General features: G+C 71.9%; 21 protein-coding genes and 1 pseudogene. 13 read left to right on the top strand and 9 right to left on the bottom strand.

The genetic code is table 11. The features are described 5' to 3' along the window. Window positions 1-55 precede the first annotated feature (55 nt). Window positions 56-820 (top strand): SDR family oxidoreductase, encoded by a 765-nt coding sequence (locus AB0C28_RS53430; protein ID WP_358084836.1) that lies wholly within the window; start codon window positions 56-58, stop codon window positions 818-820. A gap of 56 nt (window positions 821-876) precedes the next feature. On the opposite strand, the gene AB0C28_RS53425 is transcribed toward AB0C28_RS53430, so the two are convergent. The 4 genes and pseudogenes from AB0C28_RS53425 to AB0C28_RS53410 all read right to left on the bottom strand — a co-directional run. After that, entirely contained in the window at window positions 877-1,644 is a 768-nt protein-coding gene (locus AB0C28_RS53425) for a phytanoyl-CoA dioxygenase (protein WP_357859963.1), read from the bottom strand. A 111-nt stretch (window positions 1,645-1,755) separates the two neighbouring features. Beyond that, window positions 1,756-3,069, bottom strand: a complete 1,314-nt coding sequence (locus AB0C28_RS53420; protein ID WP_358084834.1) for a M23 family metallopeptidase — start codon at window positions 3,067-3,069, stop codon at window positions 1,756-1,758. Window positions 3,070-3,213: 144 nt separating this feature from the next. Then, complete coding sequence (locus tag AB0C28_RS53415; protein WP_358084884.1) at window positions 3,214-3,780, bottom strand: WD40 repeat domain-containing protein; 567 nt, start codon at window positions 3,778-3,780, stop codon at window positions 3,214-3,216. A gap of 3 nt (window positions 3,781-3,783) precedes the next feature. Next, window positions 3,784-3,846: pseudogene (locus AB0C28_RS53410) on the bottom strand (hypothetical protein); the annotation flags it as partial. Between AB0C28_RS53410 and AB0C28_RS53405 the strand changes: the two are divergent. Then, the gene (locus AB0C28_RS53405; RefSeq protein WP_358084887.1) at window positions 3,823-4,095 is read left to right on the top strand and encodes a hypothetical protein; all 273 of its coding nucleotides are present in this window, start codon (window positions 3,823-3,825) and stop codon (window positions 4,093-4,095) included. The pseudogene AB0C28_RS53410 and the gene AB0C28_RS53405 overlap by 24 nt on opposite strands. Window positions 4,096-4,292: 197 nt before the next feature. Here the strand turns inward: AB0C28_RS53405 and AB0C28_RS53400 are convergent, their stop codons facing one another. Next, window positions 4,293-4,664: a hypothetical protein gene (locus tag AB0C28_RS53400; RefSeq protein WP_358084831.1), complete on the bottom strand. Its 372-nt coding sequence runs from the start codon at window positions 4,662-4,664 to the stop codon at window positions 4,293-4,295. A 170-nt stretch (window positions 4,665-4,834) separates the two neighbouring features. On the opposite strand from AB0C28_RS53400, the gene AB0C28_RS53395 reads away from it, so the two are divergent. The 8 genes from AB0C28_RS53395 to AB0C28_RS53360 all read left to right on the top strand — a co-directional run bounded on the left by AB0C28_RS53395 (window position 4,835) and on the right by AB0C28_RS53360 (window position 12,938). Then, window positions 4,835-5,260, top strand: coding sequence for a hypothetical protein (locus AB0C28_RS53395; RefSeq protein ID WP_357859955.1), 426 nt, complete (start codon window positions 4,835-4,837; stop codon window positions 5,258-5,260). A 233-nt stretch (window positions 5,261-5,493) separates the two neighbouring features. Beyond that, window positions 5,494-5,829: a peptidase inhibitor family I36 protein gene (locus AB0C28_RS53390; RefSeq protein WP_357859953.1), complete on the top strand. Its 336-nt coding sequence runs from the start codon at window positions 5,494-5,496 to the stop codon at window positions 5,827-5,829. Window positions 5,830-6,037: 208 nt separating this feature from the next. After that, window positions 6,038-7,462 carry a cellulase family glycosylhydrolase gene (locus tag AB0C28_RS53385; protein WP_358084828.1) on the top strand — a complete coding sequence of 475 codons (1,425 nt, stop codon included), beginning with the start codon at window positions 6,038-6,040 and terminating at the stop codon, window positions 7,460-7,462. 202 nt (window positions 7,463-7,664) lie between these two features. Continuing rightward, complete coding sequence (locus AB0C28_RS53380; protein WP_358084825.1) at window positions 7,665-8,321, top strand: hypothetical protein; 657 nt, start codon at window positions 7,665-7,667, stop codon at window positions 8,319-8,321. Window positions 8,322-8,399: 78 nt separating this feature from the next. Then, window positions 8,400-9,770, top strand: coding sequence for a DUF4331 domain-containing protein (locus AB0C28_RS53375; protein WP_358084822.1), 1,371 nt, complete (start codon window positions 8,400-8,402; stop codon window positions 9,768-9,770). Between the two features lie 27 nt (window positions 9,771-9,797). Next, complete coding sequence (locus AB0C28_RS53370; RefSeq protein WP_357859942.1) at window positions 9,798-11,099, top strand: tetratricopeptide repeat protein; 1,302 nt, start codon at window positions 9,798-9,800, stop codon at window positions 11,097-11,099. Beyond that, window positions 11,096-12,424 (top strand): High-affinity nickel-transporter, encoded by a 1,329-nt coding sequence (locus AB0C28_RS53365; protein ID WP_358084819.1) that lies wholly within the window; start codon window positions 11,096-11,098, stop codon window positions 12,422-12,424. The genes AB0C28_RS53370 and AB0C28_RS53365 overlap by 4 nt, the downstream gene beginning before the upstream one ends. Window positions 12,425-12,506: 82 nt before the next feature. Beyond that, complete coding sequence (locus AB0C28_RS53360) at window positions 12,507-12,938, top strand: nitroreductase family deazaflavin-dependent oxidoreductase (RefSeq protein ID WP_358084816.1); 432 nt, start codon at window positions 12,507-12,509, stop codon at window positions 12,936-12,938. 49 nt (window positions 12,939-12,987) lie between these two features. Here the strand turns inward: AB0C28_RS53360 and AB0C28_RS53355 are convergent, their stop codons facing one another. Beyond that, complete coding sequence (locus tag AB0C28_RS53355) at window positions 12,988-14,040, bottom strand: LLM class flavin-dependent oxidoreductase (RefSeq protein WP_357859933.1); 1,053 nt, start codon at window positions 14,038-14,040, stop codon at window positions 12,988-12,990. A 132-nt stretch (window positions 14,041-14,172) separates the two neighbouring features. Then, window positions 14,173-14,757, bottom strand: coding sequence for a TetR/AcrR family transcriptional regulator (locus AB0C28_RS53350; RefSeq protein WP_358084813.1), 585 nt, complete (start codon window positions 14,755-14,757; stop codon window positions 14,173-14,175). Between the two features lie 95 nt (window positions 14,758-14,852). Between AB0C28_RS53350 and AB0C28_RS53345 the strand changes: the two genes are divergently transcribed. From AB0C28_RS53345 to AB0C28_RS53335, 3 genes are all read left to right on the top strand, one after another. Then, on the top strand, window positions 14,853-15,779 hold the full coding sequence (locus AB0C28_RS53345; RefSeq protein WP_357859927.1) for a zinc-binding dehydrogenase: 927 nt from the start codon (window positions 14,853-14,855) through the stop codon (window positions 15,777-15,779). 191 nt (window positions 15,780-15,970) lie between these two features. Continuing rightward, window positions 15,971-16,423 carry a hypothetical protein gene (locus AB0C28_RS53340; RefSeq protein WP_357859924.1) on the top strand — a complete coding sequence of 151 codons (453 nt, stop codon included), beginning with the start codon at window positions 15,971-15,973 and terminating at the stop codon, window positions 16,421-16,423. 78 nt (window positions 16,424-16,501) lie between these two features. Next, a complete protein-coding gene (locus tag AB0C28_RS53335; protein ID WP_357859921.1) occupies window positions 16,502-17,281 on the top strand; it encodes a hypothetical protein in 780 nt (259 codons plus the stop codon). A 77-nt stretch (window positions 17,282-17,358) separates the two neighbouring features. On the opposite strand, the gene AB0C28_RS53330 is transcribed toward AB0C28_RS53335, so the two are convergent. Together AB0C28_RS53330 and AB0C28_RS53325 are read right to left on the bottom strand one after the other, a co-directional pair. Then, window positions 17,359-17,640 (bottom strand): hypothetical protein, encoded by a 282-nt coding sequence (locus AB0C28_RS53330; protein WP_358084811.1) that lies wholly within the window; start codon window positions 17,638-17,640, stop codon window positions 17,359-17,361. A 74-nt stretch (window positions 17,641-17,714) separates the two neighbouring features. Beyond that, a complete protein-coding gene (locus tag AB0C28_RS53325; RefSeq protein WP_358084808.1) occupies window positions 17,715-20,393 on the bottom strand; it encodes a BTAD domain-containing putative transcriptional regulator in 2,679 nt (892 codons plus the stop codon). Window positions 20,394-20,684: the final 291 nt, after the last annotated feature.

Raw genomic sequence — 20,684 nt, 5'->3', positions numbered from 1 at the left:
CCCTCATGATAGTCACTACCAACTTGGTAGCGACTAACGTTAAGGAGTGGTGGACATGAACGATCTGACCGGCAGAACGGCCCTGGTCACCGGAGCGTCCCGCGGCATCGGCCAGGCGATCGCCGTCCGGCTGGCGGCCAGGGGAGCGACGGTGATCGTGCACTTCGGCGCGGACGAGGATGGCGCGGCGGCCACCGTCGGCGAGATCGAACGCGGCGGCGGGCACGCCTTCGCCGTCCAGGCGAGGCTCGGCGCGGACGGCGACGTCGAGACGCTCTTCGCGGGGATGGAGGCGGGTCTGGGGGGACGGCCGCTCGGCATCCTGGTCAACAACGCGGCGGCCCCGCCCGCCGGCCCGCTCGGCGGCACGACCAGGGCCGAGTTCGACCACCTTTTCGCGGTGAACGTACGGGCGCCGTACTTCATCATCCAGCGGGCGCTGCCCCTGATGCGGGACGGCGGCCGGATCGTCACGATCTCGTCCGTCGCGACCAGGATGGCCAACCCCGCCCAGACGTCCTTCGCCATGACCAAGGGCGCGATCGAGACGATGAGCCTGACCCTGGCCAACGAACTCGGCGCCAGGGGCATCACGGTCAACGCGGTCGCCCCCGGCGCCACCCGCACACCGGCCAATGCCTCCGTCTTCGAGGCTCCGGGTCTGGCCGGGTTCATCGCGGGAGCGACGGCGCTCGACCGGCTCGGCGGCGCCGACGACGTCGCCGACGTGGTCGCGTTCCTCGCCTCCGACGCCGCCCGCTGGGTCACCGGCCAGGTCATCGACGCCAGCGGCGGCCTGTTCCTGGGCCCGCGCACCTGACGCGACCCCCCGGTCACAGGCACTCGCTCGGCTGAGGGCAGCTGTGCCCGGCCGGGTCAGGTGGGTGTCGCCAGCCCGGTCACGATGGCCCGGGCCACGGGGGAGGGGTCCGAGCCGTCCAGGACGAACCCGTCCGGCACGTGCACCGCGGGCTGGGCCATCATGCGCGGGGCCGGGCCGCGGTGCGGCCAGGTGGCGGTGTGTATGACGAACGGATGGCACAGGTAGACGTCGCCCGCCCGGCCGGTGGCGTGTGCGGTGGCCCGGCACAGCACCGACGGCCGCCACTTCGCGCCCACCTCCGCGCCGTTGATCCCGGCCTCCCCGTACGGCTGCAAAATCGGCGGGATGTGTAGGTGTGAGCCTTTGACGAGCCGGGTCGGGGCGTCATCGGGGCCGGTGTCGGAGAACAGGAACAGCGCGAGCAGCCCCCGCCCGCGCGAGCGCACGTTGGCCCAGTAGCCGCCGTCGGGGCCTTCGTAGCTGCCTTCGATGTGGTAGCCGGACCCCATGCCCGGATAGTCCTCCGACGGGAAACGGACGGGGATCAGGCCGCCCACCTCGGTGCTACGGGTCCACCTGCCCGGCCCGATCAGCTCGTCGTACGCGGCGGCCAGCGCCGGCGACGTCGCCGCCTCGGTGAACGGGGCACCGGAGGGGCAGGGGACGTCCACGCTCGGCCGCCAGGTGGCGGGGTCGTCCCGGCGGATGCCGTGCCCGGCCAGCGACTCCCAGATGATCTCCCGGCACGCCGCGGCCGTGTCCGCGCTGAAGGCGCCTCGGACGACCACGTAGCCGTCGCGTACGAAACCGTCCACATCCACGCGTCGATTGTGCGGCCTCCGCGTCCACAAAGCACCCGGGTTACCCGGTCGACCGGCGGCCTGTTCCTGGGGCCGCGCACCTGACGCGACCCCCGGGTCACAGGCGCTCGCTCAGGAGAGGGTGGCGGAGCCCGGCTGGGCGGACAGGAGGGTCTGGGTCCAGCCGGTGGCGTCGACGGTGCCGTGGCCGGTCAGGTCGTCGCCCTTGCCGTCGTAGGGGTCGGCGTCGTGGTAGCGGTAGAGGGCGCCGGCGGGGTGGTGGCCGTAGTAGACGCCCGCGCCGGGGGAGAGCAGGTGGGTGAAGTTCTGCCAGGTGGCGTCACGGAGCTGGTGACGCTGCCAGTCGTCGGCGCCGTTGACGCGGTAGGAGAGCAGTTGCCCGCTGGCGGTGGTGCCGAGCAGCCAGTCGGGGCCGGCGGTGGTCAGGGTCTTGAGGGTGAATCCGTCGCCGATGTGGGTGTTGCCGGTGATGTCGGCCAGTACGGGCTTCGCCGTTCCGATCGTGTAGCGGCGCAGCGTGCCGGCGGCGATGCCGTAGAGGTGGCCGTCGCCGTCGTAGGCGAGGTGGTCGTGGGTGTAGCCGTTACCGAGACGGACGGGCGGCTCGAACTCCAGGGTGTCGCCGTTGGTGCGGACGTCGACCCGGTAGAGCGTGCCGTCGGAGCCGGCCTTGGTGACCAGGATGGTGTTGTAGTTCAGCGTCGCCATGGCCTTGGGGGCGAAGCCGAGGGTGGCGGTGGAGACGACCGCGCCGTGGGTGCGCTTGCCGGTGGCCGCGTCGATCGCCGTGTACGTGAGCCGGCCGTCCGGCAGCACCCCGTACACCGAGACGCGGCCCTTCGGGGAGGTCGTGGCGCAGTTGCGGCTGGTGACGTTGTTCCAGGTGCGGTCGTCCGACTGGCCGTAGGTGACGCCGTCGAAGGCCGGCCGGATCCGCTCGGAGCCCTCGAACCCCCAGGAGGCCGACCCGTCGCCGTCGGAGTCGCGCCCGAGCTCGAAGTGCAGGTGCGGATGGCCGTTCGCGGTCTCGCCGTCCTTGCCGACCTGGCCGATCACCGTGCCCCGCCGCACCGTGTCACCGGCCGACACGGCGCGGGACTTCAGATGGAGGTACGTGGTGAAGTAGCCCCCTCCGTGATCGATCTGGACCATGTTGCCCGCGTTGCGATGCTTGAACGACTGGTTCACCCGGCCCGCGGCGGGGGCGATCAGGGTGGCCCCCTCGGTGCCGTGCTGGTCGGGCTCCTTCACCATGTCCAGCGCCGGGGCGTGACCCCACGTGTCCAGCTGCCACTTCTGGCCGCAGGGGAACGGGAGCTGGAGATCGGGGGCCGCCATCGCCTGGCCGCTCGACGCGCCGGCGACGGTGAGGCCGGCGGCGAGCGTCACGGTGACGACGGATCGTAAGAGGACGGATCGGGACACTGTTCCTCCTGGGGTTTCCGGCGGGCCTGCTGCTCGCGGCCGGGCCGGATGGGGGATGTCAGGGGGCCCGGCGCGGATCGAGCCGTGGCCTTGTCACCTCGCCGACCGTAGAGATCGGTGGTATGCCGCTGGTATGCGGGATGGTCAGGGTGTCTGTTGCGGGCAGACCCGCTGATACGCCTCCTCGGGCATGTAGCGGGCCCACTCCGCGGGTGTGAGCGGCCGGCCCGCGATCTCGCACAGGGCGGCGACCGGGTCCGCGGGCCGGTCCAGGCTCCACAGGCGCACCGCGGCGTCGGCGGAGGAGGTGGCCAGCGTGCTCCCGTCCGGGGCGAACGCCACCGACCAGATCGCGTCACCGTGACCGATGAACGGGATGCCGACCGGCCGCCGCGTGGCCACGTCCCACAGCCGCGCCGTGAAGTCGTGGCCTCCGGCGCTCGCCACCTGACGTCCGTCGGGACTGAACGCCACCGACACCACCGGATACCCGTGGCCGGTGAGCGGGGCCCCGACCGGCTGGCGGGTGGCGACGTCCCAGAGTCGTACCGTGCGGTCGTCGCTCGCGGTGGCCAGCAACCGGCCGTCCGGGTCGAACGCCACGCCCCACACCGCGTCGTCGTGCGCACGCAACGGGGCTCCGGCCGGTCGGCGGCCGGCCACGTCCCACAGCCGGATCGTCAGGTCGGTGCCCCCGGCGGTGGCCAGCAACCGGCCGTCCGGGCTGAACGCGACCGAATGGACCGCGCCCCGATGGCCGGTGAATGCGCCGACCAGTCGGTGGGTGGCGACGTCCCAGAGGGCGACGACTTCAGGGAGGGGACGCACGTCGGGGTAGCCAGGTGCACCAACCACACGCAGGACTGGTGGGAGTTCAGGGCCGTCATCACCTGCGGGTGGTCGGCCGACGTCAAGGGCTCCTGGGAGACGCTGCCTCCGGGCGCGACCAAGGAGTCCCGCGGCCAGTGCAGCGGAGGCTCGGGAGTCGGCGCCATCGGCACCGACAAGCGCAACCTCAGCCAGTGACCCGACGATCATCGAAGAAGTCCCGTACGCGAAAGTCGCTGGTCAGGGCGGTGCACCAAGGAAATGACCGGCACTGAGTGAGGACGCCCGGCATCGCCCCCCCGATGCCGGGCGCCCACCTCGGGTGTCGGTTCGCGCGTTGACGTCGTACGTCCGGCCCGGGTCCCGCTTCCGGGCGCGGATGTGGGATCTCCGGTTCACCGGGGGACGCAGACCGCGTGCACCTCGACCGTGACCCGCTTCTTCTTGGAGCTGAGGAAGACGAGGCTCCACGCCTCGGGCACACCGTCCGGCGGGTCGCTGATGTCCTGGGGCGCGTTCACCTCGACGATCACGGGCTCCTCCCGGTTGTGGTCGCCGTAGTAGGCGTAGCCGCCGCTGACGGCCCGATGCCCGCGCGGGCAGACCACGTTCGTGCCGAGCCCGCCGGGGGACAGGCTTCTGCTCTCCGTGACGACGGTGACCGCGGCGCCCGTCCAGCCGAACTGGCGGGCCGCCGCGAAGCCGCCCCCGGCGAGCACGCCGCCCACCGCCGCGCCCGCCGTGACCAGCCCGAGCGTCCTCGCCATCCGTGAAGCCCCACCCATGAGCGCCCTTCCCCTCTCCGCCGGTACGGCAGGACGTTAGCCGGGTCGTGTTGAGATTCTGTTGACGATCTGTGGAGGCGCCTGGAACGGCATGGAACGTCGTGGAACGCCTTCCCAGGTGTTCGGATCGAACAACCACCAACGGGGGGAACATGAGAATTCGACGTGCCTTGGCGGGGCTGATGCTGGCCGGTGGGCTGGCGACGACACTGGGGGCGGCCCCCGCGACCGCCGCCGCGGGCTCGGTCCACCTCTCGATCGAGGCCACCGGGCAGGGCGGATACCGGGCCTACTTCGTCAGCATCACCGGCTTCGCGCCCGTCGCCGTCGCCGGTCAGGGCGTCTGCGTCAACCTGTACGGCGACGACACCTTCGACCACCACCTGTTCGGCGGCTTCGGAGTCGCGTGCGGGGAGACCCTGAGCAACCCCTCGCCTGGTCGCATCAGCATCTCGTTCTATCTGGACGGCAACACACTCAACGAGGACTGGGGCGGTGACGAGGTCTTCGCCAAGGTGGACATCGGCCCGCCGTCCTCGGTGCGGCTCACGTCCAACGTGGTGCACGGGAACTACTGACCGTCACTGCTGACCGCGAGCCTTCGCCGTACAGCACCAAAGGCCCTCGCTCCGATCCGGGGGAGCGGAGCGGGGGCCTCCCGTCTGCTCGGCCCCCCGAGGCGGGGTCGGTCCTCCGTCTCGACAGTCGCTGTTGCGGGCCTGGGCGGCGGTGGATAAATGGATGGCGCCTCGCCACCCGCGACCGCATGATGGTCACGTAAAGCGATGATGTCTATCCGAGGAGTGACTGCGTGTTCGGCATTCGTTCTTTCCTGATGGCGATCACTCTCGTGCTCGCGTTCGCCGGGCCGGTGGGCGCCGCCGACGGCTTCGGTCGGTGTCCGGACGGGTATCTGTGCCTGTTCCGGGACTTCGAGGGGAACGGCACCGTCGCCTGGTTCCGGGCCGGTGCGCCGGATCTGGAGCCCTTCGGGGTCAAGGACGCGCGTTCCGCGTGGAACCGGACCGGCCGTTCCTACTGCCTCTACGCCTCTCCCGGGTACGTGGTGCACAACGCCACCGTCCCGCCGGGGCACAAGGAGAACCTCAACCCGGAGATCGCCTACAACTCCGTACGGGCCTGCTGACGCCCTGTCTGGGGCATTGGGTCTTGCGTCAAGGTTCGATGTCAACTTATGCTGCGCCGCAAGTTAAGAAACTTTCCTAACCGGGGAGGCGGTGGAGCGGCTTTCCCGGTGACCGAGGGTGTGGCGGTCGTGCTGATCGGCCCGCTGACTGTTTCCAGGAGAATCGGAGTCGTTCGTGAGGCGTAGCGCAGTAGCGAGGATCTTAGCCGTGGTGGCCGCGATGGCCCTGCCGCTGGTGGGGGTGCCGATCAGCGCCGGTGCGGCGACGGCCCGGGCCGTGGCGGCGGCCGACCCTCTGGTGTCCCAGGGCAGGACCGTGACGGCCTCCTCGGTCGAGGTCGCCGGCCTGGAGCCGGACAAGGCGGTCGACGGCAGCACGTCCACGCGCTGGGCCAGCGAAGAAGGGGTGGATCCGCAGTGGATCCGGGTGGACCTCGGCTCCGCGCACAACGTCTCCTGGGTCCGGCTCAACTGGGAGGCCGCGTACGCCGGCGCGTACCGCGTGCAGACCTCGGCCGACGGCTCCACCTGGACCGACGTCTACTCCACCACCGCCGGCGACGGCGCGATCGACGACCTCACGGTCAGCGGCCAGGGCCGGTACGTACAGGTGCACGGGACCCAGCGCGGCACCCCGTACGGCTACTCCCTGTGGGAGCTGGAGGTCTACGGAGCCCCGACCGGCGGCGGAGGCGGCGGCACCCCGGTGCAGGCCAACGGGCAGTTGCGGGTGTGCGGCATCAAGCTCTGCAACGAGAACGGCAAGCAGATCCAGCTGCGCGGCATGAGCAGCCACGGCATCCAGTGGTACAGCCAGTGCCTCAACACCGCCTCGCTCGACGCGCTGGCGAACGACTGGAAGGCCGACGTCCTGCGCATCTCCATGTACATCCAGGAGGGCGGTTACGAGACGAACCCGCGGCTGTTCACCGACCGCGTGCACTCCCTGATCGAGCTGGCCACCGCCCGCGGCATGTACGCCATCGTCGACTGGCACATGCTCGACCCCGGCGACCCGATGTACAACCTCGCCCGGGCCAAGACGTTCTTCACCGAGATCGCCCAGCGGCACAACGCCAAGAAGAACGTCCTGTACGAGATCGCCAACGAGCCGAACGGCGACGCCGTCACGTGGCCGGTCATCCGTGACTACGCCCACCAGCTCATCCCGGTGATCCGGCAGCACGACCCCGACGCCCCGATCCTGGTCGGCACCCGCGCGTGGTCGTCGCTCGGCGTCTCCGGCGGCGGCAATGAGACCGAGATCGTCAACAGCCCGGTCAACGCGGCCAACATCATGTACACGTTCCACTTCTACGCGGCCTCGCACGGCACCGAATACCTGAACACGCTCTCCCGGGCCGCCGACCGGCTGCCGATCTTCGTCACCGAGTTCGGCACCCAGAGCGCCTCCGGCGACGGGGCTGACAACTTCTCCAGGTCGCAGCAGTACCTCGACCTGCTGGCGCAGAAGAAGATCAGCTGGGTCAACTGGAACTACTCCGACGACTTCCGTACCGGCGCCGTCTTCAGGACCGGGACCTGCCCGAACGGCTCGTTCGCCGGCACGGGCAACCTGAAGGAGGCCGGGGTCTGGATCCGCGACCGGATCCGCACCGCCGACGACTTCTGACCACAGGAACGGGCGAGCGCCGAGAGCGTTCCGTACCCCCGTCACCGGGCTCAACGCCGGTGACGGGAGGTGCGGAACGCTTTTTCTTTTCCATGCCGTCCTTCGACACTCGCCTTTACAGAACGTTACCTGATCACTACGTTGAGTACGTCATCGCATGTCAGAGGCACTGTGCTGCCTCCGGTCAAGGAAAGGTCATGTTGTGCGTGCTCTTGCTCGCGCCGCCCGGACGATCGTGATCGGCGCCGCGGTCCTCGCGGTCTCGACGGTCCCCGCCCAGGCCGGCCCCCTCCAAGCGACTCCCGGCGCCCCGTCCGTCCAGCCGCCCACCGCCTCGTGCTTCCAGTTCCCGTACTTCGGTCCGAAGGGGCACGCGAACTTCGACTTCGGCCGCGAGATCGTCCGGCTCCTGGACGAGCGCGGCGTACGCGTGCGGGGCATCGCGCCCATCGAGGCCAAACCCGCCAACCGGGGCGTCTACATGCCCATCGGCTGGAAGCGGGACCACATCGACCCGTGCAACGGCGTCTACTACCCCGGTGGCTTCGCCCTCGAAGACGTCAGGAGCGGGCACGAGGCCGCCATCCACGACATCTACCTGCGCCCCGACGGGGCCCACGCGCAGGTGTCCATCGACGGGCAGCCTCAGGGCGAGCGGCTGGTGGCCACGTACAAGCTGCACGAGTTCGCCGCCGGCGTGCCCACGCCGCGCCCGCTCGAAGGCGGCGTCGGCCCCCGCCACTGGCCGTTCTACGTCAGCGCGTATCTCAGCCGCACGGTCAGGGACCTCACCGGCATCCCGCTGGCCGAGGGCGACTACCTGGCCAACCTCGACGCGGTCGTCCAGTACGTGCCGTAGCCGCGACCCCTGACCTGAGCCCCTGCCGGGCCGTGCCTCGGGGCGCGGCCCGGCACTCGCGAATCGAGAGACGACACGATGCGACTGACCAGCGCCAGCAGCCGGTGGACATGGACCGCCGGCGCCTCCATCGCCGTGCTGGCGGCCACGGTGCTCATCGGCCCCGCGATGCGCCCGAGCACTGCCACCAGCCACTGGGACGCCCCCGCCACCACCGTGAACAAGCAGATCGACGCCACCGACCTGTACGCCTTCACCAGCCCGGAACGGCAGGACACGGTCACGATCGTGGCCAATTACATCCCCTTCCAGGCGCCGCAGAAGCCCTACCAGTTCGACACCGACGCCCGCTACGAGGTGCACGTCGACAACACCGGCACCGGCCGGGCCGCCGTCACCTACCGCTGGACGTTCGCCAACAAGGCCCTGCCCGCGCCCTCCTTCGTGCGCGGGCGCGAGCGGCAGGCCGGCCCGCTCGACTCCCTGGTCGAGCAGAGCTACACGCTGACCAGGCTGCGCGACGGCAAATCGGAGGTCCTCGTCCGCGACGGGTACGCGGCCCCCACCGACCTGGGCGCCCCCGGCTACGCCGCGACGCGCCGCAAGGCCGTCCGCGACCTGCCGGGCGGCGGCAAGGTCTTCACCGGCACCGCCGCCGACCCGTTCTACTCCGACAACCGCGCCGTCAACCTGCTGCGCTTCGGGCTGCCGTTCTTCCCCGTCAAGACCGGCGTGCCGATGAACGTCAGCGCGCTCGCCCTGCAACTGCCCAAGTCGGAGCTGGCGCTCGGCGGCGACCCGGTCCGCAACCCGGTCATCGGCGTCTGGACCACGGCATCGCGCAAGTCGAGCACCCTGCTCGGCTCCGGTGCGGCCGGCTACACGCAGGTCTCGCGGCTGGGCAACCCCAACTTCAACGAAGTGATCATCCCGCTCAAGCAGCGCGACCACTTCAACACCCTGCGCCCGGACGGTGACGAGAGCGGCGGTCTGGTCGTGCCGTCCACCCTCGACCCCGACCAGGCCAAGGTCGTCGCCAAGCAGGTGAACGTCACCGCGCCGCCCGCGCCGCGCAAGGACCTGGAGCAGATCTACCTCACCGGCCTCACCACCAGGACCGGCGGGCCGATCAAGCAGGACCTCACCTCCCACCAGCTCAACCAGGACGCCCCGCGCACCGTCAAAGCGGAGGAACTGCGGCTCAACCTGAGCACGCCCGTCGCCGCCTCGCCCGACAAGTACGGCATCCTCAAGGGCGACGCCCAGGGCTACCCGAACGGCCGCCGTCTCATCGACGACGTCGTGACGATCAATCTACGCATGCTCCTGGGCGAACCCGCCGGTCGTGGCGCGCCCGGCCTCATCGCCGAGGACAACCCGGCGTTCCTCCTCAAACCGATCACCGACAGCTTCCCCTACCTGGCCCTGCCCGTCACCGCCGCCGGCTGACCCCCGCCACCGAGGACCTCCGATCAGATGAGTCGCCTACGGAGATTGCCGCCGCTGCTGGGATGCGTGCTGCTGGGCTGCGTCCTGGTGACCCTGTTCGCCCCCGGCGGGCTGCTGCGCAGGGACGAGCCGCCTCCCGCGCCGGCGGGCTGGTCACCGTACGACCTCGCCGGATCGATCCAGGCCGTCCAGGCCCGCCTGCGCCGTCACCCCGACGACGCGGCGGCCTGGGCGAGCCTCGGCGACATGTACCTCAAACAGAGCCGCCGCACCGCCGACACCGCCTACTACGCCAAAGCCCAGGGCGCGTTCGAACGCTCGCTGCGCCGGCCGACCGGCGACGGGCAGCCGTACATCGACGCCGTGATCGGCATGGGGGCGCTGGCCAACGCGCGGCACGACTTCGCCGGCGCCGTACGCTGGGCCGAGCGCGCCCGCAAGGCGGCGCCGTTCCGGTGGGCCCTGTACGGCGTGCTCACCGACGCCCACCTCGAACTCGGCCAGTACGAACAGGCCGAGACCGCGCTGCGCCGCATGCTCGACGGCCACCCCGACCTCGCCTCCTTCACCAGGGCCGCCCGCGTGGAACAGCTGCGCGGCCGGCCGGGCCCCGCCCGCGACCTGCTGCGCCGCGCCTGCGCGATCCCCGGCGACCCCGCCGAGTACGCCTTCTGCCAGTGGCAGCTCGGTGAGCTGGCCTGGAGCACCGGCGATCCGCGTACCGCCCGCGCCGCCTACACCCAGGCGCTGGCCGCCGACCCGGGACACGCGCCCGCCCGCGCCGGCAAGGCCCGCGCCGAGGCCGCGCTCGGCCACACCGGCCAGGCCCTGCGCGACTACGCCACCGCCGTCGTCCGGTCCCCTGCGTATGTCGTCGAGTACGGAGAGTTGCTCGAACACCTTGGGGATGTGGAGGGGGCCAGGCGGCAGTACGCCGTCTTCACCGCCCAGCAGCGGCTCCTGGCCGCGAGCGGGGGCATCGACGGCTTGGCGGCTGGTACGTTCGCGGCGAATCATGGTGATCCGGAGATCGCGGTCAGGCACTTGCGGGCCGAATGGGGACGACGTCACAGCGTCGAGGTCGCCGACGCGCTCGGCTGGGCGCTGCACCGGGCCGGGCGTCACGCCGAGGCCGCTGTTCACGCCGTCCGTGCCGACGCGCTCGGGGGGCGGAACGCGTTGTTCGCCTATCACCGGGGTGAGATCGAGCACGCGCTCGGGCACGACGCCGCCGCGCGTACCCACCTGACCAGGGCACTGTCCATCAACCCGCACTTCTCGCCGGGCGGGGCGGCGCGGGCCAGGGAGCTACTGGCGGAGACGCCGTGATCGTGGCGCTCGCCGTCGCCGTCACGTTCGCCGCGCATCCCCTGGGGAATTTCAGCGTCAACCACTACGACGGGCTGACGATCCACCGGGACAGGATCGAGCACCTCGCCGTCGTGGACCTCGCCGAGATTCCCACCCTGCAGCAGCCGCCGACCGGTCCTCCGGACGTCCATGCTCGCCGGGCCTGCGCCGATCTGCGGGACGCGGTACGGGCCGACGCCGGTGGGCGGACGCTGAGCTGGCGGGTCACCGGCGCCTCCTTCGCCTACCGGCCGGGCGCCGCCGGGCTGCGTACCAGCAGGCTCACCTGCCGGCTCACCGCGCCCTTGCGGGTCGATCGGCCGGTGGCGCTGACCTTCGCCAACGCCTACCGGGGCGACGCCGTGGGCTGGCGGGAGATCACCGCCAAGGGGCAGGGCGTGCGGCTGCGCGACTCCACCGTCCCGGCCGGGAGCGTGTCGGGCGAGCTGCGCGACTATCCCGCCGACCTGCTCAGCTCGCCGCTCGACGTACGCGCGGCCAGGATGACGGCGGAGCCGGGCGACGGTGGCGGGTCCGCGGCGCCGGCGGGCGTGCCCGGGGTGGACGTCCTCACCCGCTACACCGGCCTGCTGGCCGACCGGCTCAACACGCTGGTCGGCGCCGATCGGCTGACCGTGCCGCTCGGGCTGCTGGCCCTGCTGGTGTCGCTCATGCTGGGCGCCGTGCACGCGGCGATGCCCGGCCACGGCAAGACCGTCATGGCCGCCTACCTCGCCGGACGGGAACGACGGCTGCGGGACGCCGTCACCGTCGCGGCCACGGTCACCGCCACGCACACGGCGGGCGTCCTGGTCCTGGGAGTCCTGGTGACGGCCGCCGGTGCGATAGCCGGGGATGTGGTGCTGGGCTGGCTGGGGGTGGTGAGCGGACTCCTCATCACCACGATCGGCGCCGCCCTCCTTCGCTCCGCCCGCCACAACCGCCCAGGCCACGATCATGGGCACGGTCATGGACACGGGCACGGGCGTGTGGGGCGGTCGGGTGGTGGGGTGGTGGCGCTGGCGGTGGCCGGTGGGCTGGTGCCGAGCCCGTCCGCGCTGGTGGTCCTGCTCGGCGCGATGGCGCTGGGCCGCACCGCGTTCGGTGTCCTGACCGTGGTCTGCTACGGGCTCGGCATGGCGGCGACGCTGCTGGTCACGGCGCTCACCCTGCGCAGGCTGGGCGGTCTCGCCGTCGCGGGCCGGATGCGGCGGTTGCGCCCGTACAGCGCCGCCATGACCGCCGCACTCGTCCTGCTCGTGGGGCTGGGCGTCACCGTGCGCGCGGTGACCGCGCTCGTATGAAGATCCCTCCCGCCCGTGAGGCCGGTCGCGGAAGCGGGTACTAAGGGAATCCGACTGACGGGCAGAAAGGTTGAAGATGGCTATGTCAGACGAGACTGTGGAGCTCAGCCCCAGCGACTGGGTACGCGAGCAGACGGAGAAGATCCGTGAGACCGGCACCACCGACGGCATCCTGATCCAAGGCGCGCCGATCGTGCTGCTGACCTTGCGGGGTGCGAAGACGGGAAAGCTGCGCCACACCCCGGTGATGCGGGTGGAGCACGAGGGCAGCTATGCGGTGGTGGCGTCCAAGGGCGGTGCTCCCAAGCACCCCACCTGGTACTACAACATCAAGGCGCACCCCGAGATCACCTTGCAGGACGGCACCGTCACCCGTGACTACGTCGCGCACGAGGCCGAGGGCGCCGAGCGGGCGGAGTGGTGGGAGCGGGCGGTCGCGGTCTTCCCGTCGTACGGCGAATACCAGCAGAAGACCGACAGGCAGATCCCCGTCTTCGTGCTCGACCCGAAGTAACCGACGAACCGGCGGGCGCGGCACCCGCGCCCGCTCGGTCGCCCGAAGGTCAGCCGGCGACCGGGAGGGCCGTCTCGCCGGGCTTCGCCGTCGGACGCCAGCCGAGCTCAGGGCCCAGCTTCGTGGCGATGTCGGTGAGGATCTGCACGTAGTCCTCGTGCTCGAACGTGAACGGCAGCGCGAACGCGACCTCGTCGATCTCGCGGAAGGCGGCGTGCGCGTACAGCAGCTCGGCGATCTCGGCGGAGCTGCCCACGAGGTCGGGCGCGAACATCATCCGGGCCGGGCCCTGCGGCTCCGCGGTGCGGGGCAGGCGCTTGGCGGCGTACTCCTCGTACTTGGCCCGCTGCTGCGGCGTGGCCGAGTCCGTGGGGATGACGACCAGCCCTTGGGAGACGCGGGCCCGCTCGCCGTCGGGGTGCGCGGCGCGGAACGCCCGTACGTGGGAGAGCTGGATCTCGGCGAAGTCCTCGGACTCTTCCGCCTTGACGACGCTGCTGGTCAGCAGGTTCATGCCGTGCTCGCCCGCCCATCGGGCCGAGCGGAGGCTGCCGCCGCCGTACCAGAGCCGAGAGCCCAGGCCGGGCGAGTGCGGCTGGACGCGGTCGGAGAAGACCTCGAAGCCCTCGGTGCCGCTGAAGTCGGTGGCGGGTTCGCCGCGGACGAAGGACAGCAGCCGGCTCACCCGCTCGTACCCGAAGTCCTGGAGGTCGGCGGTGCCGGGGTAGAGGGCGTCCTTGATCTGGTCGAAGTGGAACGGCGGGCCGACGCTGATGCCCGCGTTGAGCCGGCCGCCGGACAGGATGTCCACGGTGGCCAGATCCTCGGCGAGGCGGAGCGGGTTCTCCCAGGCGAGCGGGGTGACGGCGGTGCCCAGCTCGATGCTGGTGGTGCGCTGGGAGGCGGCGGCCAGGACGGCTACGGGGGAGGAGATGCCGTACTGCAGGTGGCGGTGGCGTACCCAGGCGCTGTCGAAGCCGAGCCGCTCGCCCAGCTCGATGATCCGCAGCGTCGATTCGTGTCCCGGGCGCGGGTCGTCCCCGTCGAACAGTCCGATGGTCAGGAAACCCAGCTTGCGTAGTGGGCGGGTGGGCAGCGGCACGGTGGTTCCTCCTCCTTGATCCTGTCCAAGGCAACCAGAAATAGGGGGAAATAATTGCCGCTTCTCCGCTTCGGGCCGCTTCGGGCCGCTTCGGGCGAAGCGTCACACCGCCGCTCGCGTCACAGCCCTTCGTCAGGGCTGGCCGGGGCCGTCGAGGAGGGCTGTGGCCATGTGCTGGACCGAGCGGGTGAAGCGGCGGGGATCGCCGGGCGGTGTCATGTGGCGGATCAGGTCACCGTCGAAGACGGCGAGCAGGGCGTGGGCCAGGAAGTCGGCGTCGAGGTCGGGGCGCGCCTCGCCGAGCAGGCCGCGCAGGTGGCCGTGCCACGAGCGGTAGCTGGGGTCGCCGTACTTGTCCTCGGCGCACGCCTGCTCGTGTGCCGACAGCAGCACCGCGTTGCCCTCCGCGATGGCGCCGAGCCCGTCGAGGAAGGCGAGCAGCCGATCCCGTACGGGAGCGCCGGGCCCCAGCGGGGGAGGCCCGTCCGCGATCCCGTCGCGCAGGTCGCGTGACCGTTCCTCCAGCAACGCCTGGAGCAGGCCCGCGCGGCTGCCGAAGCGGCGGAACACGGTGCCCTTCCCGACCCCGGCGAGCGCGGCGACGCGGTCGATCGAGACGTGCTCCCCGCCGCCTTCGTGCAGCAGCTGCTCGGTCGCCCGCAGCACCGCCCGGCGGTTGCGGGCCGCGTCGGCGCGTTCGGTGCGGTGCTGGGCCATGCGCGCTCCCGATGAGGTGGACTGTCGGTCCGCTTATGTTACCGTGTGGCTCAAGCGGACCAAGAGTCCGATTACGTTCTCATGAGGAGCTGTTGATGCACATGCGCGCGCTCGTCGTCGATCCCGGCGCTCCCGGTTCCCTGCGGCTCGGGACGGCCGCCGAACCTCACCCCAGCCCCGGCCAGGCCGTGATCGAGGTGCGGCACATCTCGCTCAATCGTGGCGAGGTGGTGTTCGCCGGCAGCCGCCCGCCCGGCACCGTCCACGGGTACGACGCCGCCGGCGTCGTCGTGCGGGCAGCGCAGGACGGTACGGGGCCGGCCGCCGGCGCCAGGGTCGCGGCCTTCGGTGCCGGCGCGTGGGCCGAGCGGATGGCCGTGGACACCACCGCCGTGGCCGAGGTCCCGGAGCGAGTCGATCTCGCCGACGCCGCCGCGCTGCCGATGGCCGGCGTCACGGCGCTGCGCACGTTGCGTTCCCGGCCCATCCTGGGACGGCGGGTCCTGGTCACGGGCGCCGCCGGCGGGGTCGGCCGGTACGCCGTCCAGTTGGCCGCGCTGGGCGGTGCGCACGTCATCGCCTCGGTGGGCTCCGCGGAGCGCGCCGACGGTCTGGCCGCGCTGGGCGCGCACGAGGTGGTGATCGGGCTGGAGGGCATCGACCGGCCGGTCGATCTCATCCTCGACAACGTGGGCGGGCCGCAGCTGGTCGCGGCCTGGGACCTGCTCGCGCCGGGCGGCAGCCTGCGGAACATCGGCTGGGCCTCCGGCGAGCCGGCCGTCTTCGCGCCGTACTCGCTGCTGTCCATCGGCCCGCCCAAGACGATGAGCACGTACGGGGACGTCCGCGACGTCGGCCCCGACCTGGCGACCCTGCTGGACCTCGTGGCCGCGGGCCGCCTCTCGCCCGAGGTGGACTGGCGCGGATCGTGGCAGCGCGTCACCGAGGCCGCCCAGGCGCTCCTCGACCGGCGCATCGCCGGCAAGGCGGTTCTCGACCTGGACCTCGACCCGGCCGCCTGACCATCCCGGCTGACCCCCGCGTACACGCCCGGGATGGCCGGATGCGGCCAGTTCGCGTGAGTGGCGGGCCCGTGAGCAGCGCGGACAGCGGACTTAACGGCGAGCTGATCCCTTACTAAGCGCCCGTGCCGTCGCCGCCTAAGCGCCTCGTACTACTCCGAAGTCGTAGCAACAGGCGAAAGGGGACCAGCATGACCACACTGCAGAACGAACCGGCCGACCTCAAGGTCACTCCGAACCTGTCGGTCTTCGAGCCGCCGGGCAACACGCCGTCCAACCTGGTCATCCGGCGCTCCGTCACCCCGACGTTCCTGGTGGCGATGGAGTTCGAATTCGTCTCGCAGCTGATGATCTCGATGACCGGCAGCTTCAGGTACGAGATCCAGTACTTCGCGGACATCTTCGGCCCCGGCGCCGACGTGAGTCTGGGCACGGTACGCAAGACCACCGTGCTGGGTCAGCCCAAGTACTCGGCGACCCTGCCGGTCAACCAGGAGACCGGCCTGACCGTGTCCGCCTCGATGCTCGCCGACGGGGTGTACCGGCTCAGTGCCGTCGTGACCTTCCTGACCCTCGCAACCCCACCGACGCTGGTCGCCATGACGGCCTTCGCCGAGGGGCCGGCCATCCAGGTCATGCCGTAGGGCACACCTCGCCCGGCCGCCCCGGAGCGTCGCGGGCGGCCGGGCTCCACCCCGCCGCATGAAAGGGCGCGCAGCAGCATGGACGACCTCACCAAGATCGAGACAATCGGGACGAAGATCGCGACCAGGTTGGCCGGAGTGGGAGTCACCAGCTACAAGGAACTGGCCGACCACTCCGCGGCCGAGCTCATCTCGTTGCTGCCAGGCGTGGCCGGCCTGACCCGCGACCGGGTCGAGGGCTGGCGGCGGGACGCTCTGCGCCTGACCGAGACGGCGCCGGCGGAGGTGTCCGACGGGGGCGGTTCCGGGCAGCATGACGAGAGCTACGTCATCCGGGTGCTGGTCAACGAGCGCGACGGATCCATCAGGGCGACGACCATGGAGCACGTCGGCACGGGCGCGGAGGATCGCTGGCCCGGCTGGGACCCCGGCCGGGTGCTCGCCTTCATCGGCGAACACGTCAAGGAGGAGCCGGCCGCCTCCTCGGAGCCGGCGCCCGGCGCGCGGGTGAAACCGATCATGGGCGCCGTGGCCCACCTCGGCCTCGGGACGCGCGCGCTGCCCGCCCTGCGGCCCTTCACCGTGACGGTCACGCTCGACCTCCGCGAGGCCGGAGCCCTCGTCTATGACGTGGTCCTGGCGGCCAGGCTGCTCGACGGCGGCGGCAAGTCCGTGCTGGCCTCGGAGAGCGGCTCGCTGGAGCCGGGAGAACGCAGCCTGTCGGTGACCGCCCAGGCGCCGCCACCGGGCAGGTACCGGCTCGACGCGGCCGTCAGCCTGCGCCGCGCGGGCGAGAACGAGATCGCCGGCCTGGCCGCGGCGGTGGAGAACCTCCCGATCGACGTGCTGCCGGGCTGAACGTCAGACGTGCGGCCGGGCCCGAGGGCCAGACGTGCTGCCGGGCGCGAGGGCCAGAGGTGCCGCTTGGCCGGACGTCAGGCGGACGCCTCCCAGTCGATGCCGCTGTCGCGCAGCCACCGGCTCTCGTGCGGCGACACCTGTGACAGCCGCGGCGCGTCCGGAGCGACCTCGACGGACGAGACGCGCACGCCGCCACTGGAGCCGGCGTGGGGCACGTCCTCATCCCCTGGCACCAGCACCTGCTTGTCGTAGTTCGGCGGCCAGCGCAGCCGGATCCGGCGTCCGCACCGCGGGCAGGCCCACACCTCCAGCCCGGGCTCGATCCGCTCGACCACCACCATCTCGTGCGTCGTCACCAACGAGTTCGACCTCCTCCGCACATTACGGCGAGTGTTGCCGGGCAGATGGTCGTTAAACGGACGGCGAGGCGCTAAACGTCTTCTCTGCGGCGGATGCGCTCGTACAGCTCGATGGTCTCGGGGGTGGGGCCGACGCCGAGCTCCTCGTCGAGGACGCGGACGCACGCCTGGTACTGGATCAACGCGAGATGTTGCAGGCCCTGCCGGCTGTAGCAGGTCATGAGGCGGCGGTGGGCGTCCTCGCGGCACGGGTCGAGGTCGATGATGTCGCGGCACAACTCCGCGCCGGCGGCGTGGTGGCCGAAGAGCACATGGAGCCCGCTGAGGCGTTCGAGCGCTTCGAGGTGCGCCAGCCGCAGCCGCTCGCGGAGCACGACGAGCCAGTCCTCGTAGGGCACGTCGGCCAGGAACTCGCCCCGGTACAGCCCGACGGCGCGTTCGAAGGAGCGCAGCGCCTCGTCGGGGTTGCCGCCGTTCTGCAGGTGGCGCCCGCGCTCGACCTCCGCGTCGAACACGTCGATGTCCACCCACAGCCGCATGCCGGCGTGGAAGCGGTACGCGCCGTCCGCGAGCACGATGACCGGGGTCTCGGTCTTCGTGCGCAGGACGCGGCGGACGGAGTGGATGGTCACGTTGAGGTTGTTGCGGGCCGGGCCGGGCTCCGCCTTCGGCCAGAAGAGGTCCATCAACTGTTCGCGTCGCGGCCAGGGGTCGCGATGGGTGACGAGGTAGGCGAGCAGAGACCGGCAGCGACCCGCGGGCCAGCCCGTCACCTCCCGGTCGTCGACGCTCACACAGAGCGGCCCGAGCAGATGGATCGCCAGCCGGGGCGCGTCCGCAGGAGCCGGTCCGGCGGGTGCCAGTGCGATGGGTGACGGTTCAGCGCTGGACGGCGCGGCGGGTGACGGTATGGCGAGGGGCGGGGCGGCGGGCGGTGGTCCGGGTACGGGCTCGGCGGCAGGACGGGGCGGATGCGCGGGCCGCGCCGAGCGGCGGGTGAGCCATCGCCGAGCCGGGGCGGCCCCGCCGGCCATCCGCGCCGGCGGCGGCAGCCGTACCCACGGACCCGGCTCGTGCAACCGCCGCGGGAAGTCCGTGACCAGCCGCAGCACCTGGTCGAGCGTCCGGCGTTCCTCCTGCTCCAGCGCGGCGAGCGCCACGCTGTGCGCCTGCCGCCGCAGGCGCAGCTCGTACGCCTGCTCCACCAGCCGCGCGGATTCGCCCAGCACGGCCGCGGGCACGCCCGAGTCCTCAGGCCGCCGGCTCAAGGCGTGGCGGAAGTCGGCCAGCGCGGTTTCCTGGTCGCCGGCCCGCAGCGCGAGCATGCCCCGGTGCCAGAACGACCAGAACGTGAGCGAGGACCTCGCCTCCCCGGCCGGCGCGTCCTCGGCCAGCGCGCACGCGACGGCGGCACGGGCGGCCGCCTCCCGCAGGTCGCCGCGCTGCGCGGCCAGCACGCTCTCTCCCATCACGCACCGGCAGGCGGAGCCGGGGTCGCCCGCGCGGCCGAAGGCGCCGGCGGCGACGGCGAAGGACCTCCTGGCCACCTGGTCCTGCCCGCGCGCGGCGGCGATCTCGGCCCGGCCGTAGGAGAGCTCCGGGTACGCCGCCACCACCTCTTCAGGCAGGCGCGTCAGCCAGGCGTCGAGTGTGCGCCACCGCCCGAGGCCGACGAGATCACCGGCCTGACCGGCGACGAGCCTGGCGGCGGCCTCGTGCTCGCCGAGGTTGAGGTGAAGATCGACCGCCTGCTCCAGGCCGCCATGACGGAGTAGCCAGTCCGCGCATTCGCGCACCGCCGCCGGCCCTGGCCGGGCTCTCGCCCCAGCCCTTCCCGAGACGAGCACCCGGCGCCAGCAGCCACGTACGCGATTCCAGCCGCCCTCCAACGGCTGCAGCCATGGGCCGCCGGGCGCCGGCAGCTCAGGGGGCACGTACCCGACGAGGCCGGCCCGGCCCAGAGCCGCCAGGGAGGGGCCGTCGTACTCCTCCAGCAGCGCCTCTCCCAGCACGGTCAGCGGCGCGCGGCCCGATCGTCCCAGGCGCTGCGCGGCTCGGCCGCCGCCCAGCCGGTCGAAGAGCGCCCGTACCGCCTCCAGCACGGCCGCGCGTCCGCCGGCCATCCGCCGCACCCGGTGGCGGACGGCGGCGGGCAGGCCGGGCAGCGTGGCGTCCATCCACTGCTCCACCACTGCCCTGGACAGGCGCAGGTCCTTCGGCGTTCGATAGGCCGCGTAGCCCGCCGCAGGCGCGGCGGCCAGCCTGTCCCGGGTGAGCAGGACGACGGCGACCTCGCGCCCCAGCACGGGGATCAGGCAGCGGTTGACCAGCCCCAGCGCGGGCGACGCGCCGGCCAGCACATGGGCGTTCTCCAGGACCACCGCGCCACCACCGAGCAGCCCGCCCAGTTCCTCGCCGAGAGCGCGGTAGATCGGCTCCCAGCCGCGCACCGGGCCAGGATGCCGCCGCATGAGCGCGAGGACGCTCTCACCGAAGCCCGGATCGATCCGGCGGGTGGCCTCGACGAGCAGCAGCGCCAGGGTCGCGGGGTCGCTGTCCTCTGGGCCCAGGCGAGCCCACAGCAGTTCGCCGGTGCGCGCGCCGAGCGCGGCGATCAGCCCCTCCGTCAGCAGGTAGCCGGACGGCGCCTCCAGGACGACCGCTCCGCCACGGGCCGCCGCCGCGAACTCGTCGCGTTCGTGCTCGGGACCGCCGCGCGCCGGCGGCATGATCTTCGCTGCGAGAGTCATTCTCCCCCTTGGCCAGGACGAAGCGTCCATCCCATGCGGGACGCGCGTTCACGGGCTGACGCTGGAGGGGGCCCGGCTGCATCATCATCGCCCCGCCGGGGATGACGTACCAGGCAGCATCCGCTCACCTTCGAGGCGGCGGCGCGGAGCCGGTGGTCGCGCTGGGCATCGACCTGCTCCGGTGCGAGACTGTTCGGCGTGGAAGCTGAGCACAATCCGCTGATGCCGCAGATGCGGCTGGACGAGCTGCTGGCGGAGCTGCAGGTCCGGCTGACCGCCGTGCTGGCCACC

The organism is Nonomuraea sp. NPDC048892 (assembly GCF_040649735.1).
GTDB lineage: Bacteria > Actinomycetota > Actinomycetes > Streptosporangiales > Streptosporangiaceae > Nonomuraea > Nonomuraea maheshkhaliensis.
The sequence above is the reverse complement of the archived record's forward strand: the minus strand, read 5'-3'. Positions and strand labels throughout refer to the sequence as shown.

Coding starts and splice junctions, on each gene's coding strand:
- AB0C28_RS53430 (WP_358084836.1), top strand. CDS start 56: ATGAACGATCTGACCGGCAGAACGGCCCTGGTCACCGGAGCGTCCCGC.
- AB0C28_RS53405 (WP_358084887.1), top strand. CDS start 3,823: ATGGCCGGTGAATGCGCCGACCAGTCGGTGGGTGGCGACGTCCCAGAG.
- AB0C28_RS53400 (WP_358084831.1), bottom strand. CDS start 4,664: ATGGCGAGGACGCTCGGGCTGGTCACGGCGGGCGCGGCGGTGGGCGGC.
- AB0C28_RS53395 (WP_357859955.1), top strand. CDS start 4,835: ATGAGAATTCGACGTGCCTTGGCGGGGCTGATGCTGGCCGGTGGGCTG.
- AB0C28_RS53375 (WP_358084822.1), top strand. CDS start 8,400: ATGCGACTGACCAGCGCCAGCAGCCGGTGGACATGGACCGCCGGCGCC.
- AB0C28_RS53370 (WP_357859942.1), top strand. CDS start 9,798: ATGAGTCGCCTACGGAGATTGCCGCCGCTGCTGGGATGCGTGCTGCTG.
- AB0C28_RS53360 (WP_358084816.1), top strand. CDS start 12,507: ATGTCAGACGAGACTGTGGAGCTCAGCCCCAGCGACTGGGTACGCGAG.
- AB0C28_RS53350 (WP_358084813.1), bottom strand. CDS start 14,757: ATGGCCCAGCACCGCACCGAACGCGCCGACGCGGCCCGCAACCGCCGG.
- AB0C28_RS53345 (WP_357859927.1), top strand. CDS start 14,853: ATGCACATGCGCGCGCTCGTCGTCGATCCCGGCGCTCCCGGTTCCCTG.
- AB0C28_RS53340 (WP_357859924.1), top strand. CDS start 15,971: ATGACCACACTGCAGAACGAACCGGCCGACCTCAAGGTCACTCCGAAC.
- AB0C28_RS53335 (WP_357859921.1), top strand. CDS start 16,502: ATGGACGACCTCACCAAGATCGAGACAATCGGGACGAAGATCGCGACC.
- AB0C28_RS53325 (WP_358084808.1), bottom strand. CDS start 20,393: ATGACTCTCGCAGCGAAGATCATGCCGCCGGCGCGCGGCGGTCCCGAG.